The sequence below is a fragment of the Rhodococcus sp. P4_B6 genome (assembly GCF_056402215.1).
The window spans coordinates 13,736-30,672 of sequence record NZ_JBFUHV010000104.1 but is presented as its reverse complement, the minus strand read 5'-3'; the positions used below and the strand labels follow the sequence as shown (position 1 = coordinate 30,672).

Annotated in this window: 11 protein-coding genes and 2 pseudogenes; 3 read left to right on the top strand and 10 right to left on the bottom strand. The window is 62.8% G+C overall.

The annotated features are described in order from the left end of the window. A pseudogene (locus tag AC1DWT_RS33795) lies at positions 1–181 on the top strand (hypothetical protein); the annotation flags it as partial. A gap of 388 nt (positions 182–569) precedes the next feature. Here the strand turns inward: AC1DWT_RS33795 and AC1DWT_RS33790 are convergent. The 4 genes and pseudogenes from AC1DWT_RS33790 to AC1DWT_RS33775 form a co-directional block, all read right to left on the bottom strand. Next, a pseudogene (locus tag AC1DWT_RS33790) lies at positions 570–1,136 on the bottom strand (oxidoreductase); the annotation flags it as partial. A gap of 45 nt (positions 1,137–1,181) precedes the next feature. Further along, positions 1,182–2,729, bottom strand: coding sequence for a class I adenylate-forming enzyme family protein (locus AC1DWT_RS33785; RefSeq protein ID WP_095870032.1), 1,548 nt, complete (start codon positions 2,727–2,729; stop codon positions 1,182–1,184). 48 nt (positions 2,730–2,777) lie between these two features. Then, a complete protein-coding gene (locus AC1DWT_RS33780) occupies positions 2,778–4,040 on the bottom strand; it encodes a M20 family metallo-hydrolase (protein ID WP_095870031.1) in 1,263 nt (420 codons plus the stop codon). Between the two features lie 14 nt (positions 4,041–4,054). Beyond that, positions 4,055–5,425, bottom strand: a complete 1,371-nt coding sequence (locus AC1DWT_RS33775) for an aminotransferase family protein (protein WP_164060180.1) — start codon at positions 5,423–5,425, stop codon at positions 4,055–4,057. A 660-nt stretch (positions 5,426–6,085) separates the two neighbouring features. Between AC1DWT_RS33775 and AC1DWT_RS33770 the strand changes: the two genes are divergently transcribed. Continuing rightward, positions 6,086–7,261, top strand: a complete 1,176-nt coding sequence (locus tag AC1DWT_RS33770; protein ID WP_164060181.1) for an MFS transporter — start codon at positions 6,086–6,088, stop codon at positions 7,259–7,261. 788 nt (positions 7,262–8,049) lie between these two features. On the opposite strand, the gene AC1DWT_RS33765 is transcribed toward AC1DWT_RS33770, so the two are convergent. From AC1DWT_RS33765 to AC1DWT_RS33740, 6 genes are all read right to left on the bottom strand, one after another. Continuing rightward, entirely contained in the window at positions 8,050–8,844 is a 795-nt protein-coding gene (locus AC1DWT_RS33765; protein ID WP_283334547.1) for an IclR family transcriptional regulator, read from the bottom strand. A gap of 133 nt (positions 8,845–8,977) precedes the next feature. Further along, the gene (locus AC1DWT_RS33760; RefSeq protein ID WP_095870027.1) at positions 8,978–10,804 is read right to left on the bottom strand and encodes an acyl-CoA dehydrogenase; all 1,827 of its coding nucleotides are present in this window, start codon (positions 10,802–10,804) and stop codon (positions 8,978–8,980) included. Between the two features lie 176 nt (positions 10,805–10,980). Beyond that, positions 10,981–11,727 (bottom strand): crotonase/enoyl-CoA hydratase family protein, encoded by a 747-nt coding sequence (locus AC1DWT_RS33755; protein ID WP_095870097.1) that lies wholly within the window; start codon positions 11,725–11,727, stop codon positions 10,981–10,983. A 120-nt stretch (positions 11,728–11,847) separates the two neighbouring features. Beyond that, a complete protein-coding gene (locus AC1DWT_RS33750; RefSeq protein ID WP_477923996.1) occupies positions 11,848–13,197 on the bottom strand; it encodes a Glu/Leu/Phe/Val family dehydrogenase in 1,350 nt (449 codons plus the stop codon). Between the two features lie 630 nt (positions 13,198–13,827). Further along, complete coding sequence (locus AC1DWT_RS33745) at positions 13,828–14,634, bottom strand: enoyl-CoA hydratase/isomerase family protein (protein ID WP_095870025.1); 807 nt, start codon at positions 14,632–14,634, stop codon at positions 13,828–13,830. After that, positions 14,624–15,679, bottom strand: coding sequence for an agmatinase (locus AC1DWT_RS33740; RefSeq protein WP_257014855.1), 1,056 nt, complete (start codon positions 15,677–15,679; stop codon positions 14,624–14,626). The genes AC1DWT_RS33745 and AC1DWT_RS33740 overlap by 11 nt, the downstream gene beginning before the upstream one ends. A 247-nt stretch (positions 15,680–15,926) precedes the next feature. Here AC1DWT_RS33740 and AC1DWT_RS33735 point away from each other — a divergent pair, with 247 nt between their 5' ends. After that, complete coding sequence (locus AC1DWT_RS33735; protein ID WP_164060184.1) at positions 15,927–16,667, top strand: IclR family transcriptional regulator; 741 nt, start codon at positions 15,927–15,929, stop codon at positions 16,665–16,667. The last annotated feature ends 270 nt before the right edge of the window (positions 16,668–16,937 follow it).

Sequence of the window (16,937 nt, the reverse complement as noted above, 5' to 3'; positions counted from 1 at the left end):
CCTCAGCAGCGTCCGCACGGATCTGGGCGCGATGGGGCGGACGGCAGCGCGCAAGCTGGTGTCGTTGATCGAGGGACGTGATGCGGCAAGCGCCGCTTTGGAGCCCGCTCTGATCGTCCGTGCCTCCTCGTCCGAGGTGCGCGGCGCCTTGGTAGGACCGGCACCTCGGCCAGGGGCGTGATCATCACGCGACGAAATCGTCCCAATCATTCGCGAGATAGTCGATGAAGGTGCGGCCCAGTCCCTGCGACGCGAGATATTCACGACACCGGCTGATCGATGCTGCTGAAAGACGGATCGATCAACACTCGGCGAGCTAAGTCGTGCTGAAGAATCGCCGCCGTTCCGACTAGAACGAAGTCCGCTCCCCGATCAAGACACGACTGGGCCACGGCGCCGGACGGGATCTTGCCCGCCACGCCGAGCCGTGTGCTCCCTCGCGGAAGCGATGCGAAGACATCCAGCAGTGTGGCACCAGCGGCCAGGTCGCGTGAGAGCCGGTTCGGGCTGGTTTCACGGTGTGGGCGCTTCTCTACATCCCACATCGAGATAGTCGACAAGGTCCGATGTCATGGTGCATTCTGCCACGTGACAGCTCTCGGAAGAAGGACACCGGAGCGCTCGGGGCGCAGACGCAGACCGACCTGGAACGAGGGTCCGGTCGCCGCTCTCACCGCCTCGAGAACCTCGAGAACCATCCGGGAACGATTCTCCAGCGTGCCACCGTAGCCGTCGGTCCTGGTGTTGGGTCGCGAGTCCAGGAACTGGCACAGGCGGTAACCGTGCGCTCCAGAAATCTCGACGCCATCGAGTCCCGCGTGCTCGACCCGTTGTGCAGTAGAAGCGAAATCTCGTACTATGTAACAGATTTCGGTGATCAGTACGCGGATACTTCTGGATGCATCATCCTAGGGGGCGACCGGCTCAAGTCCTGCAAATTCGTGGCGTGCGCGCGCACCACCGTGATGGAGCTGGACTGCCGAGGGCGCATCCCGCTCGGCCAGTGCGGAGGCCAGTCGTGTCAGGCCGGGCAAGAAACGATCGTTCCATACGGCCAACTGTCCGGGGAATGCCTGGCCAGCCCGGGACACATGCGCTGCGCACGTCATTACCAAACCGAATCCGGCGTTTCGTGGAGCACGCCATTCGAGGGGCGGGGCGACGGATACTCGATCACTCCGCTATTGCCCCGCGGTCTGGTACTGCTTACGCAGTTCACGCTTCAGTATCTTGCCGTAGGCACTGGTTGGCAGTTCGTCCACGATCCAGACGTGGTGTGGCTTCTTGTACGAGGCCATCGACTTTCGTGCGAAATCGATGACGGACTCGGGAGTCAGATCTGTGCCCTCCTGCGCGACAACCACAGCTGCGACGACTTCACCCCACTTCTCATCGGGGATGCCGATTACCGCGGCCTGCGCGATGTCCGGATGCTGGCCGAGGACCTCTTCTACCTCGCGGGCATAGATGTTGGATCCACCGCTGATGATCATGTCCTTGATGCGGTCTGTGATGAAGAGGTATCCCCCTTCGTCGAGGTAGCCGGCATCGCCGGTGTGCAGCCAGCCGTCCTTGATCGTTTCGGCTGTCGCGTCCGGGCGTTCCCAGTAGCCGGACATCACCAGCTCACCGCGGACGGTGATTTCTCCGACGGTGCCGGCGGGGACTTCCCGTCCCTCGGGGTCGACGATTCGAATGCGAGTCGAGAAGGTCTCGCGGCCGGCCGAGGCGAGTCGTCGGACGCAGTCCTCGTCGTCCAGACGGTGCTCGGCCTTCGGCAAACAGGTGATGGTCGCGGCTGCCTCTGCCTGTCCGTAGAACTGCACGAACACGGGGCCGAAGACCTCGAGCGCGCGCTTCAGGTCGGCGACCGGCATGGGAGCAGCCCCGTACACGACCGATTTCAGGCTTGACAGATCGTGCTTCTCCACATCAGGAGCGTCGAGCAGCATCCGAATCATCGTGGGGGCGAGCATCGTTGCAGTGACGTTCAGGCGATCAATCGTTTCGAGCACTGCGGAGGGGTCGAAACTGAGCGAGCTCGGAAACGCGTTCGCCGCGCCCACCGCGAGGTGTGGCATCGCGACGCTGCACGATCCGTGCGAGATCGGAGCGAGGTGCAGCATCACGTCGTTGGACCCGAGATCGGATCCGAGTTCGAGCATGAAGTGGCGCGTCATCGCGAGCAGGTTCCGGTGGGTCTCCACAGCTCCCTTGGGCTTGCCTGTGGTTCCCGATGTGTAGAACAGCCACGCGGGATCATCGGGCTCGATCACAATGTCCGGACGTTCGCTCGGCGACTTCAGCCAGTCGTCCAGCCGTTCGAAACCGGGGACGTCCCCGCCGAAACTGACCCAGTGCTCGATTTGCGAAAGATCCTCGTGAAGGGGAGTCAGTCGGTCGGCGAGCGTTGCATCACACAGGACGATGGTGGCCCTGGAGTCCGAGAGAGCGTGGCGGTAGTCCTCTTGATGGCCTCGCGGGTTGAGGGTGACCGCGGCGCAGCCGGCCGTGATGGTGGCCAGGAAGCCTTCGAGCCCCTCGTAGCGGTTCGTCGACAGAATCGCGACCCGCGCCCGCTGAGGAGCGCGGGTCAGGATGGCGTTGGCTAGGGAGCTAACGCGGGCTGCGCCTTCCGCGTAGGTGACGGGCGCACGGTCGAGCGAGACCCACAGCGGGTTGTCGGGATAACGCAACGCGCTTCGGTACAGAAGGTGTGACAAATCCATGTTGTTCTCCAGAGTGCGAAGTCCGAACCAGTCGCGAAGACGGCGCGGTCAGGCGAAGTCGAGCTCGCGATCAAGGGTGATGATCGTGTTGAGAAGTACGTTCGCGCCCGAGTGGATGTCCTTGTCGGCGGTGAACTCGTCCGGGCAGTGGCTGCGGCCGTCCTTCGACGGCACGAAGATCATGGCTGTCGGGATCTTCTTCGCAATAATCGCCGCATCGTGTTCGGCGCCGCTGTAGAGGCGGGATTGTTTGAGTCCGAGTCGGTCTGCCTCCCGCGCGGTGACCTCGATGAACCGATCATCCATGCCGGCGGGCTGCTCCGACGGGAGCCAGTCCAGCTGGGCTTCCACCGAACGGCTGGCGCCCTCGCGCTGCACCGCGCTGTGAAACTCGGTTCCGGCGTCGTCCAGCCAGCGCAGATCGGGGCTGCGGAACTCGCCCCAGAGTTCGGCGGATTCGGTGACGATGTTCACTGCATCCGGTGTGAAGGTGACCAACCCGGTAGTTCCTCTACCGTCGACGTTCGCGGAGGCGATCTGTTCGATGGCCAGGACCGATCCTGCGGCGGCACATCCCGCGTCGTGCCGCCGGTTCATCGGCGTCGTTCCGGCGTGATCCGGACGGCCCCTGAACGCGACCCGGAATCGCTTGATCCCAGTGATGGAAGTGACGAGGCCGATATCGCTGCCCTGCTCCTCGAGATACGGCCCCTGCTCGATGTGCAGCTCGACGAACGCCTTGATGCGGCTGGTGTCCATCCGTGAGGACAGCAGCGCACTGGGGTCGATGTCGATGCGCACCAACTCGTCGGCGAACCGGACACCGTCCGAGTCCACCCGGTCGAGATCCTCAGCGGTGATGAACCCCGTCAGCGCCCGCGAGCCGATGCAGCTGATTCCGAACCGGTTGGGCTCCTCACTGAAGAAGTCGACGACGATGAGGTCGTGGCGGAGTCGAACTTCGTTGGCGCGGAGGGTCCGCACCACCTCGAGGGCGGATGCGACACCGACGTTGCCGTCGTATCGCCCACCTCCCTCGACGGTGTCGGTATGTGATCCGGTCATGATTGCGCTGTTGCCAGGCGCGGTCCCGCGGAGCACACCGATGACGTTGCCTGCGCCGTCGATGTGAGCGTCGAGGCCGGCCTCCGCCATTCGAGCTCTGACCCAGTGCCGGCCGACGACATCGGCCTCGGTCAACGCCTGCCTGGTCCAGCCAGGAACGGTGGAGTCGACGATGGTCGACAGGTGGACCAGGTCGGCAGTGAGTTGCCCCGGATCGGCAATGGTGAGGGGGTCGAGAACAGACATGCGGTCTCCGTTTCTCAGGCCGAGAGATATCCGGCGGCCTGCAGYCGCTTCGTCACCGTCGCGAGGGTCGTATCCAGCCGCTCGACGATCTCGGTGACTTCGGCCTCGGTGATGATCAATGCGGGCGTGAGCATGAGGAATTCACCGAAGGCTCCCCCGTTGAGTCGACGACCACCGATGAGCAATCCGTTCTCCATGGCAACACGACGGATCTCGCCCGTCGCGTTGGCAGCACCGGGAAGGGAGGCTTTCGTGGCGCGGTCCGCGACGATCTCGACGCCGACCATCAGCCCGCGGCCGCGGACATCACCGATCAGCGGCCATTTCTCCGCCAGACCCTGCAACTGCTTGGTCAGCTCTCGACCCATGACCGCGCCGTTCTCGATCAGGCCTCGCTCGGTCATCTCGTCGAGAACCGCACAGCCTGCCGCGCAGGAGATGGGGTTCGCGTTGTACGTGTGCGACAGATCGAAGCCACCGTTCGAGGTGAGGCGCTCGAGCAGTTCCGCCGAGACCGCAGTCGCAGCGAGCGGGACGTATCCGGCGCCCAGGCCCTTGGCGATCACGATCGCGTCGGGGCGTGCGTCGGGGGTGTGCTGGGCAGCCAGGAATTTTCCGGTCCGGGTCGCGGACATGACCTCGTCGAAGACGAGAAAGACATCGTGGCGGGTGCAGATCTCGCGAACGGCGCGCAGATAGGATTCCGGTGCAACGTTCGCGCCGGTTGCTGTTCCGCCAACAGGCTCCATGATGAAAGCGAGGACGTTGTCCGGACCAAGTTCGAGGATCGCGCGTTCGAGGTGCTCGGCGGCGAGCGATCCCGCCTCCTCGATGCTGATTCCGTCGGGGCGGCGGTACGTCAACGGCGCGGGAACCTTCGTCGAGGGCACCATCATGTCGCCGTAGTAGGCGGTGTACTCACTGTCCCCGGTCCACCCCATCGTTCCGAGCGTTCCGCCGTGGTAGGACGGCGTGAGTGAGATGACCTTCCGCTTCGCCGGCTTTCCTGCCTGGTAGGCCGCGACCCGGAGAAGTTTGATGGCCATCTCGTTGGCCTCGGACCCGTCGTTCGCAAGGTGGATGCGCTCAAATCCGGGTCCGGCGAGCTCGGCGATCCGCGCCGTCAGCTCGATGTTGGGGTCGTGTCGGGAGAAACGAACGTACGAGAACGTCATGCGTCGGCCCTGGTCGACCATCGCCTGAAGGACGCGTTCGTTACCGGGACCGATATTCGCTACTGCCGCACCAGCATTCGCATCGATATACGCCGTGCCATCAGCGCCGTAGAAGCGAATACCCTCGGAACGGGTGATATGCGGTCGAGGAATCGAGGACTTCGAATAGAACTGCTCTTGATGGTTCCCGAGGCCGTCACGTGTGGACACTGCGCCTGACCTTCCTGTTAGTGGCCGTTGTTTACTAGAGAAGCGAGGAGCGGCAGCCCACCGCAGGTCACTCCCGCTTTTCCGGAAGCTGCATGGGCGGTTGCCAAACGTTTGGTATCACTCTACGTTTGCCAGCCCGTGAGCACAAGACACCTGACCGGAGAGCAGCCTGGCCGGAGCCTGTGGTGGCCCGGCTGGGCACCCCCTTCCGTGAAATGGCGCGGCCTGCGCACGTCGCCCGACCGCGGAACTGGGCACGCATGACGGTTTCCACCTCCACCGGAGCAGCCTGCCTTCGTTGCCGCAGCCGGGGACGACGCTGATGCAAGTTCTGCCTAATAGAACGGCTATCCATAGATAAGAATAGCGTGATTTCCGTAGTGTTACCTTCGGCGAGACCTGGTATACAGGATTCGGTTATATATCCTGACTTTGACTTCATGCGGATGCCGGCAACGGACCTCAGGGTGGATTTCAATTCTGCATAGCAGAATTATCGACGTTCCAGTTCGCCTCAGATGCATGCGGGCTGCGCTCGAAGAGGATTTGCCATTGGCACCATCTCTATCTCTGGCCTGCGCGAACCGGGCTTCCACTCACGAGTACGAAAGGGCGTTCATGGTGGTGACTCGCAGACCTCGGATGGCCACGTTGGGTGGAGTGATCTTCATCGTTTCCAACGTATTCGGGTCCTGGGCGTTGATCTTCCCCGTGACTCCGCTCCTCGTCAGTGCCGTTGGAGGCTCAGGTTTCGCCGCGGGGGGAACAACCGGGGTGTTTATGACCGCCACTATCGCGGCCCAACTCGCCACCCCTACATTGCTGCGTCGCTACGACTTTCGTCCAGTTGTGGTGTCCGGATGTCTGCTTCTCGGGTTGCCGTGCATCGCTCTCGTACAGTGGTCACACGACATCACCGCTTTGATGGTGATCAGCGCGGTCCGAGGACTCGGATTCGGCCTGGTGACAGTGGCCTGCTCTGCGCTGCCTCCTCACCTGTCCACCAGCGATCGGCTCGGTCGGGCCGTCGCCGCACAGGGCATGGCCAATGCTGCCTCTCAGACCGTCTTTCTGTTGATCGGAATGCAACTCTTCCGAGCCGGGGGTGTGGTGGCAGTGTCCGTAGTCGCGACTGCAATGGCCGTAACAGCAGCGCTGGCGGCGCTTGGTCTCCCGCGGGCCATGTATGGCGCTATCGGTGCGCATTCGGATTCCGAGTCCACGCGTGGTGTCCTCAAACGGCCTATCGCCTTGGCCAGCCTGGCCGTTGTTGGCATCGCTGCTGCGTATGGTGGTCTTTCAGCGCTGGTTCCGCTCGTCGGCTATCCCCAGTCCACACATGCCGGAGTGATCCTGGCGACGGTAGGCGGCACCGTCGTCGCGGGCCGGTTCGTCGCGGGACACTATAGTCACCGGATTCTCGACCGTCGGTCGACGGCACAGATCGGAGTCGTCGCAGCGATCGCGGGAACCATGTGCTTCTCGGTCGCCGTCACATCGGCGAATGCCGCATTCCCGGTCGCTCTGGCCGGGGCGATGGCCTTCGGGTTTGGCCTTGGCTGGATCCAGAACGTGACGTTGATGAGGACATTAGTGTCAGTACCCCCGCACCGAGTCGGATTCGCCAGTGCCGCATGGAACATCAGCATGGACGCCGGAATCGGCCTGGGAGCGACGATGACGGGCGCGGTCGCCGATCACTCCGGGTTCGGTATCGCTCATCTCTCGTCTGCAGTGATCATTGCACTGACCGTGGCACTCCCTCTCGCCGCACGGCAGAACCGCAGTCAGCAGCATCGGCAGGTGATGCGCGAAGTGCCGGCCAGTCGCGAATAGAACCGCGCCGACAGTCTCTGCGGTTCGCCTCGCCTGAGGGCCGAGGTGGCTGCGAAGCCCTTACTCTGACCCTCGTCCACGGTCGAGCGCCAGAGACTCGCCGAGATTCGAGGCGAGGAAGCCGAACGCGGAGGCGGGGATCGACCGTGCGATCTGAGGGAACTCCTGTGCTGGCGGGTTAATAGTTCATAACTGTTGTGCAACAGCCTTTTACCGACCCGACTGCGGCCGAGTCGGATTCAAGGACGTTACTGTGGGCGGCGAGGACCGACGCGGTCCCAGTACGGCTGAGTCCGTCGCCGCTGGTTTGAAACGCACCACTGAAGCGTGTAGCGGACCTGAGGCCGAATTCGGCGACCACCCGTCGCCTGAACAATGGGTGGTCAGGGACCAGTGCGCTGCCAGGGTGAGCGGCTCAAGAGCAGATACGCAGAAGTGCCCCGGATGTTGCTCCGGGGCACTTCTGGCCCATGTCGAAGATCGCCGTCGAGGTGGAGCGGTTGCGTGCCCGGCATCACGAGTGCTTCGAAGTCACTTTCTGGCCGCCGAGGCCGTCAAATCACCGCTCACGTCGAACTCGACATTCTTACACTGACTAATCAGTGTGGTCTCCCGCATCTCGTGACTTACCGGCCGAGACGACATTTGCTGTCGGCAAACACTCGTTCACATGTGAGCGAGGACCCAGCACTCAATACCGTCGAGCGCCGTGCTGTATCCCGCTCGCGATAAGGCCGGCGATCTTCCGGTCATGTCAACGCGACCAACGATGGGAAGGTGTGAACCGGTTACAGGACTGTGCCGATGGTCTCTGCGGTGCGTCTGACTTGGGGGCCGAGGTGGCTGGCAAAGCCGTCGGCAGCTCGCGCCCACGGCAGTGCCAGCGTGACGGCGCCGTGGACTGTCCCGGTCTCGTCGACGATGGCGGCGGCCACGCCGACGAATTCCGGGCCTGCCTCCCCGAGATTGGTCGTATAGCCCAGTTCGCGGGCGGTGGCCAGGTGCTGGTCGAGTAGGGCACGGGTGCCGATGGATCGTTCAGTCACGGTGTGGAGCTTCTCCTCCGGGTCTGGGAAGAGTTCTCGAAGGTCAGCGGTGGTCATGTGGGAAAGCATTGCTTTTCCCGCTGCTGTGAGGTGGGCCGGCATCCGGTCGCCGAGATCATCGACTACTCGCAGCGGTAGCAATCCTTCGGCGACGTCGACGACGATGACGTCGGGCCCGTCGAGAATACACAGCTCGGTCGTCTCACCTGTGACGTCGCGCAGGTTCCGGATCAACTGGTGAGCGGCTTGGCGGACAGGCAGATGACTGACGGCGGCCAATCCGATATCGAGCAGCGCCGGACCTTGGGCGTATGCGCGGGTCGTCACGTCTTGCTCGACGAAGTCGAACTGCTGCAGCACAGCAAGTATCCGATGCGCGCTGGAAGGCGCAATGTTCAAGTCGTGCGATACCTCGGTCACACGAAGTGCTGGTGATTTCCGGAGCATAAGAAGCATCTGCAGTGCATTGCCGACCGATCCGATCGGGTAGGAGGGGGAACCCCCGCGCGGTGATTCGACCGTCGCCGTCGAGTCCAAGTTGCCCACGATGGATGACTATACATTTTCGGTGGGCGCCATGAACACGGGTGGAATCGGCCCCGCCGGCCGTGCGTCGTGGACCTCGCCGAAGTCGGGCGAGGCCACGACGTGTTGCATCTTTCTCACCGAGTCAGAAGGCGTTCTCGTCGAGCTCCATGATCGCGAGATCGAGGTCGAGGACGGATTGCTTCGTTGCCGTGATGCCGGGGAGTACGGTCTTTGCGAAGTAGGACGCCGTCGTGATCTTTCCCTTATAGAAGGGCGCATCCTTGACTTCCGGGTCACTGGCCAAGGCAGTCAGTGAGACAGTCGCCTGCACGAGGAGCCGCCATCCGATGAGCAGATCTCCCACCGCTTCGAGCAGCCGAACGGCCCCGAGGCCTGCCTTGTAAATCTCTCGCCCGTCGTTCGTGCCTGCCGCATAGCATCCGAAAGCTGCGACCATCTCACCGATGTCGCCGAGTGCCACGTGAAGCAGTGTGCACTCGGCTCTCAACTCAGCAGGTGCCGATCCGATGAACCGCTCGATCTGCTCCGTGACGTGCGAGAGGGCGACACCGTTGTCGCGCAGTACCTTGCGGAACAGAAAGTCTTGGGCCTGAATCGCTGTGGTGCCTTCGTAGAGCGTGTCGATGATGCTGTCGCGGAGGTACTGCTCTAGCGGGTAGTCCTGAAGGTATCCCGAGCCGCCGAAGATTTGGAGGCTACGGGTGAGCAGCTCGCATGCACGTTCCGAACCGACGCCCTTGACGATCGGCAGGAGGAGATCGTTGACTCGCTGCGCCAAGTCCGCGTTCGCACCGGACACCTCGAGTGCGACCTCGCGATCCTGATGCGCCGCGGTATAGAGGTAGACGGCGCGCAGACCCTCGGCGTACGCCTTCTGCAAGACGAGGCTGTGGCGGACGGCCGGGTGGTGGCCGATCGGAACCCGCGGCGCGGCCGGGTTTCTCATCTCGGTCATGTCGACACCCTGAATGCGTTCTTTCGCGTAGTCGCGGGCATTGAGGTAGCCGGTGGAGAGAGTGCCGATGGCTTTGGTGCCCACTGTCATCCGCGCGCTTTCGATGACCCGGAACATCTGGGCGATGCCGTCGTGCACGTCGCCGACGAGCCACCCCACTGCGGGAACGTCGGTACCCCCGAAGGTCAGCTCACACGTCGGCGAGGACTTGATGCCCATCTTCTTCTCGAGGCCGGTGACGAAAACGCCGTTACGCGCCCCGAGCTCCATGGTCACCGGATCGAAGTGCCATTTGGGTACATAGAACAGGCTCAGACCTTTGGTTCCCTGCTGCGCACCCTCAGGTCGGGCCAGGACGAGGTGGAAGATGTTCTCCGCCGTGTCGCCGACGTCGCCGTTCGTGATGAAACGCTTGACACCCTGTAGGTGCCAGGTTCCATCCGGCTGAGCGATCGCTTTGGTCCGCCCCGCGCCGACATCGGAACCGGCATCGGGCTCGGTCAACACCATGGTTCCCGCCCAGCCCCTCTCCAAGCCGGCTTTCGCCCACTGCTTTTGCTGTGCGGTCCCGAACTCGAACACGACCCGAGCGATGGTCGACGAGAAGTTGAAGAACGTCAGTGGCGCATTTGCCGAAGACAACATCTCGTTGACCGCCCAGACCAGGACGGACGGGACCGCCGAGCCGCCCATGTCGGCGGGGAGCCCCAGCTGTGCCCACCCTGACTCCGCGACGATGCGAACGGTCTTCGCCAGCGCATCCGGTACGACCACAGAATTGCTGTCCACGTCGAACGTCGTCGGTGCGCGATCCGCTACCTCGAACGACTCCGCAACCGGTCCTTCGGCCAAGCGGCTGACTTCCTGCAGAATGTCGGTGACGAGTTCACGATCGAGGTCCCCGTAGACGCCCGTGTCGAGCACCCTGCCGAGTTCCAGGACCTCGAACAGGTTGAACTCCAGGTCACGGACGTTGCTCTTGTAATGCGCCATCTTGGTCGGTAATCCCCTCTAGCTTTCGATGCACGGTCTGCCGAAATCAGCTGATCCGCTGCTGAGCCCGCAACCTCTCTAGTGGTGTCGGAGCACAACGTGGTCTGCCAAACGTTTGGCACACACCATACGGTGGGCCTTCCTGCCGCACAAGGGCGCCAGGCTCACTGCGCTCTTCATCGGGACTCGAGGTCGACCAGGAGATCCCGTTGAAGATCGGTCTCCATGGCTAGCCCGGTGGCAGGATCAGCGGTCCACGCCTCATTGAAGAGCCTTTTCGCGGCGCGCACGGCCTTCGGCGGGCGACTCGCGATGTCGTGCGCAAGCTGCTGCGCGTAAGCGTATGGGTCGTCGACAGCGTGGGTGATCAAGTGCAGATCCTTGGCCTCGCTGCCGGACAGGATGCGGCCCGTGAAGGTCAGCTCCTTGGCCACGTCGATGCCGACCACCTTTGATATCGACTGGGTAATTCCCATGTCAGGTACAAGACCCCATTGAACCTCCATGATCGACAGGCGGGCATCCGGTGCGGCGACTCGGATGTCAGCTCCGAGCGCTATCTGCAATCCCCCGCCGAAGCAATTGCCGGTGATCGCAGCGATGACCGGCACCGGAAGTCGGTGCCAGTCGTAGGACACACGCTGAGCCAGGTTCGCAACTTCCCCGGGCGCGCGAACCAGCAGATCGTCGATATTGTCCGGCGTCTGAAGGAAGTGCTTCACATCCAACCCAGCGCAGAAGCTTTCGCCGTCCCCACGGAGAACAACCGCGCGGACCCGTGAATCTCGATGAAGCTGCTCCGCGCTCGCCAGCAGTGCGGCGATCATGGGACCGTCGAGGGCGTTGTGCTGCGTTCCTCGTGTCATGGTCACAGTCGCGACTCCGGCGCTGTCGATGTCGACACTGACCCGCTTGTCATCCATGGTCTGTTGCCCCATTCGTTTTCGTCTCAGCATCATGTGCGGTGAATCGGCCGGTCGTCCCAACGGCAGCGGCAGCAGCGAGTACGACCCTGCCCGTCAGGATTCGTGGTCGACGGGTCGTCACGGAYAAAGACCACGGGTCAGATGTGCGGTTGTCACCGTGTCCACAGCAAGCACGGTAGCTGCCAGGCGAAGCGAGACACGATGGGTCGCAGCATATTCGAGGACGCGATGCCATGCCCGCTCCATTCGTTCGCGAAGGCGATTTTCGACATCGGTTTGACTCCACCAATAGGCCTGGTTCGCCTGCACCCATTCGAAGTAGGACACGATGACGCCCCCCGCGTTGGCGAGGATGTCGGGAACCACCAGTTGCCCATTCGCACGGAAGATCTCGTCGGCGGCCGGTGTCGTCGGGCCGTTCGCGCCCTCCACGATGAGTGAAGCGTGGACGCGGTCGGCATTCTCGCCGTGTAGAACCCCTTCGATCGCCGCCGGGATGAGCAGGTCCACCTCGAGGTACAGCAGTGCGTCTCTGTCGTTGAGATCCTCGGAATCATCGAACCCGAGAACCGTGCCGGATGTCGCTACGTATGCTTCGAGATCCGGTACGGAGAGACCGCCGGCATTGAAGATGGCACCGTATTCGTCACTGACGGCGACCACCTTGACTCCGGCTTCCCAGAGGTACCGCGCGGCGCCCCGTCCGACCTTTCCGAAGCCCTGAACTGCGGCGGCTGTCGCGGTCGGTCGCCTCCGGAGATGGCTCAGGGCCGCCAAGGCCACGTGTGCCACTCCCAGCGAGGTCGCGGTGGGCCTACCGAGGGATCCGCCGAGCGCGAGCGGCTTTCCGGTGGTGACGCCCAGCACCGTGTACCCCTGGCTGGCGGAGTAGGTGTCCATCATCCATGCCATGACCTGCTCATCGGTGCCGATGTCCGGCGCCGGAATGTCCTGGGTGGGTCCGATGATGGGAATGATCTCGCTGGTGTACCGGCGTGTGACTCGTTGGACCTCCTCTCGGGAGTACCGCTTCGGGTCGAAGCGAACCCCACCCTTCGCCCCGCCGTAGGGCACGTCGACGAGCGCGCATTTCCACGTCATCCACATGGCAAGGGCGCGGACCTCGTCGAGAGTGACATCCTTGCTGTACCTCAGCCCGCCCTTGCCGGGGCCGCGAGAGACGTTGTGCTGCACCCTGTGACCGGTCAGCACCTCGACATCTCCGTTGTCTCGCCGCAGTGGAATACTGACGGTCATTTCGCGCCTCGGATTGGCGAGCATGGAGTAGACGCCCTGATCCAGGTCGAGTACCGCGATCGCGTCCGAAAGTTGCGCCCTGGCGTACGCCAGTGGGCCAGTGTCAACATCGGGAGCGTCCCCGCCGGGGGTAGCGGTGGCAGTGACAGGGATCGAATGTGGCGATTCGAGGTCGAGAGGGGATCTCCCGGCGTTCAGGTCGGTCGTCATGACAAGTCCTTCGGTGTGTCCGATTCCGTTGTGGAGGCACCATCCAATATGCCAAACGTTTGGCATCCAGGGTGGCGCTCGTGCCCCTCGTCGTCGACTGCGGCCCTACCGAGAGCCGGCGTCAGCCGTGGCATCGCCTCGGAGCTCGTTCACGAGACTGAACACCGGCAGCAGCAGCGCCAGCACGTCCTGCCGGTTGCCAATCGTTTGGTAACCGGTCGTACTCTACGTTTGTTCGATACTGCAGCACAAGAGATGCTGATCGAATTGCGTGAGAGGAATGGTGCGGTGTGGGTGCAATCGTTCCGGGGAACCTGATCGAGCGCACGCAACTCTCAGCGCGATCGTTCACGATCTCCCGCCTGCGCGTCGTCAACGCACTTCCTCCGGAAGCTCACTGGTCAAGCAGAATCCGACTTCCTGCGAGCTAGCGCACCGTACGCGACTACCTCACGAGAACAGCGGGATTGCGAGACAGGCGCACGCCCCCACCAGGAGACTGCCTGATGACTACGACGATCAATCGAGAATGCGGATGACGACGAGTCCGGATGGGACTCGTCGTCATCCTGAGGGTCGCTGGCAGCAGAACGCCGTTGTCCTAGAAGCCGGGGACCCTCTCGCCCTGCCCTAGGCAGTCGCGCTACCCGAGGCCGAAGGGAATTGCGGTTCCCGCTTCTCCTGGAAGGCGGTGAGTCCTTCCAGTGCGTCCTCCTGGTAGAAATCGATGGTTTCGAGCGCCACCGATAGTTCAAAGGCCGGCGCAGCGCTGCGCAACACATGGTTGAGTGAACGCTTGGTTGATCGCAGTGCCCGCTGCGGCCCTCGCCCGAGTCGGTCGGCAACGGCGAGCGCTTCATCCAGCACCGCTTCCGCCGGCGCCGCCTTGCTGACGAGACCAATGCGCTCCGCCTCTGCCCCAGTCAGGAAGTCAGCGGTGAGGAGGTAGTACTTGGCTTTGGCCATCCCGCACATCCACGGCCAGAGCATTACGGCATGGTCACCGGACGCCACGCCGATCCTGCTGTGACCGTCGGTGATCCGCACGTCCTCGGCGATGATGCTGATATCTGCGGTCAGTGCGACGGCAAGTCCGGCCCCGACCGCGACCCCATTGATCGCGGAGATAATGGGTTTGTCGAGGTCCAGCATGTTGTAGACGATGTCGAGGGCGACCTTGCCCGACCTCAGTACTCGGTCGGAGCGCAAGCTAGCCGCAGGGGTGCCGTGCTCCTTGAGATCCCCGCCGGCCGAGAACACCTTCCCCCGTCCGGTGATAACCGCGACTCGCGTGTCATCGTCGCGCCCGATCGTGCGCCACACCTCCGCGAACTCGTCATGAGTTCGCGCGTCGGCCGCGATACGATCGATGTGGACCAGGAGCACACCGTTGGGGCGGCGCTCGAAGCTCAGGTTCTCGAATTCCTCATACTTCATGTCGCGCTCCGTTGCCTGCGATTCCGCACTTGGAGACGCGAGCGAGCGCGATAGCGCAAATGATCTCGAACATGATGTTTGCGGCATTCAGCGCCGTGTGACCGCTCGGGTCGAGTGGCGGCGCCACCTCCATGACGTCTCCGCCGATAATGTCCAACCCCTTCAGTCCTCGCAGGATTGCCAATGCCTCGCGCATCGACAACCCATCGGGTTCGGGTGCCCCCGTACCGATGGCATAGGGCGGATCCAGCGCGTCGATGTCGAAGGTGATGTATGTCGGGCCGTCACCGACCACACGGCGAATCTCGGCGACGGTTTCTGTGATTCCGAGTTCGATCACGTCGTTGATCGTGAGCAGGCGCATTCCATGTTGTGCGTGGTAATCACGGTCGGTGGACATGAAGCGAGTTCCACGAATGCCCAGGCTGATGGTGCGTTTCGGGTCGACCAATCCTTCTTCGATCGCGGCCCGGATCGCGTTGCCGTGATGGATGTAGCCACCGTACGGATCGTCGTAGGTGTCCGGGTGGGCATCGAAGTGGATCAGGCCGACCGGGCCGTTCCGGACGAGGCCCTTGAGGATCGGATAGGTGGTCCCGTGGTCACCTCCAACAGCCACGAGGGCTCCACCGCGGTCCGCCACCCTGCCCACGAACTCTGCAGCGAGGTCTTGGCTTACGCGAGGGCTCATGGGATTGAGGACGGCGTCACCGATATCGGCGACTCGACATAGATCGAAAGGCGAGACGCCGTCGAAGCTCACCCGTCGGATGAGGCCGGACATCTGCCGTACCTGCGACGGCCCCTGCTTCGCGGAGCCTCGTCCGCCCTGGAAGTCGAACGGGATTCCCGCGAGTGCGATGTCCACACCCTCGAGATCGGGTTGGTAAGGGGCGCGCATGAACGTCTGCACGCCCGTGAAGCGACCCATCCCCTGTTTGCCGAGTTCACCAATCGTGGATTCGGGCTTTTCTGACATGTTGTCTCCTGAGCTGCCGGCCGCGGCCTCCTCTGTATAGGAGCCAATAGGCGCTGCCGCGAGCAATCTGTAAAGAGCGGCTTTCGACCGTTCCGTTGATAGGAATGACATTCAACCTAGCAGAACACGAATGCTGAGGGAAGGGATGGTTAGCAGGGTTTGCCCTTCCGTTCGCCTTAACGAAGGGCTGTAAGGTGCTACTAGATTCCGCGTGGCGGAATCAGGTTCGCTTTGCAGCAAGGGAGTGGTTCGGCGGATGCGCGATAGTAGTCTTGGCGACTCCCCGGCAGGAGAGAACACCAGCGGTTCAGGAGTGACCGGTTCGGTCGGCAATGCGTTGAAGATCTTGCTGATGTTCGGCACTGTTCCGGCTGTGCGAGTCGCCGATGTTGCTCGTGAGCTCGGGGTCGCTCGATCCACGGCACACCGACTGCTCGCGACGCTGGAGCATCACCGCTTCGTGACGCAACAGGTCAAGAGCAAGGCATACGAGGCGGGGCCCGTTCTCCTCGAAGTAGGACTGAGGGTCCTCGCGGATCTCGATCTGAAGTCGGTCGCTCGGCCGCAGCTCGAGCGCTTGAGCGACGTGACGTCGGAATCGAGCGGATTGCTTGTACTCGAGGGGCGTGACGTCGTCGTTGTCGACTTCGTTCCGGGAAGCCATCGGTTGCGGGTGGTCGAGCGACTCGGAGACCGAGCTCCTGCGCACCTCACAGCGGCGGGCAAGGCCATACTTGCTGCGTTGAACCCGTTCGATTTCCGCCGTTTGTATCCCAGTGAAACCTTGCCGGCCGTGACGCCGCGATCGGTTCAAACCCGCCTCGAACTCGAAGAAGAACTCGATCAGATCCGGCGCAACGGGTATGCGTTCAATCGAGAAGAATCAGGGGACGGCTCCGTCGGCATCGCCGCCGCCGTCGTGCACCGAAACGACGGCGTCGTAGGTGCCGTTACCTTGGCCCTACCGATCAGTCGACTGAACGACGATCTCGGCGCCGACTTCGGGGCGTCCGTCGGTGAGGCAGCCCGCAGGATAGGAACCGGCCTGCCCTAATGTCCCCGGGCTTGGATTCATTCATCGTCATGTGATGATCTTGGATCGACACCGTCAGAGCTGGAACTAATTACGGCCGAACGAGATACGTTGCAGAATGGGCTTGGTGCGACTAGACCGCTCGGGCACTGGAGGCCCCACAAACATCCCTGCCACGCAGCGAGACGGTTGCGTGTGAGGATCTCGCGCACGTTCTCCGCGGAGTGCCCGTCGGGCAGGTGCAGCCTGCGTTCGACGTGGGTGCCGATACCGACCGGTTGACTTCGCCCA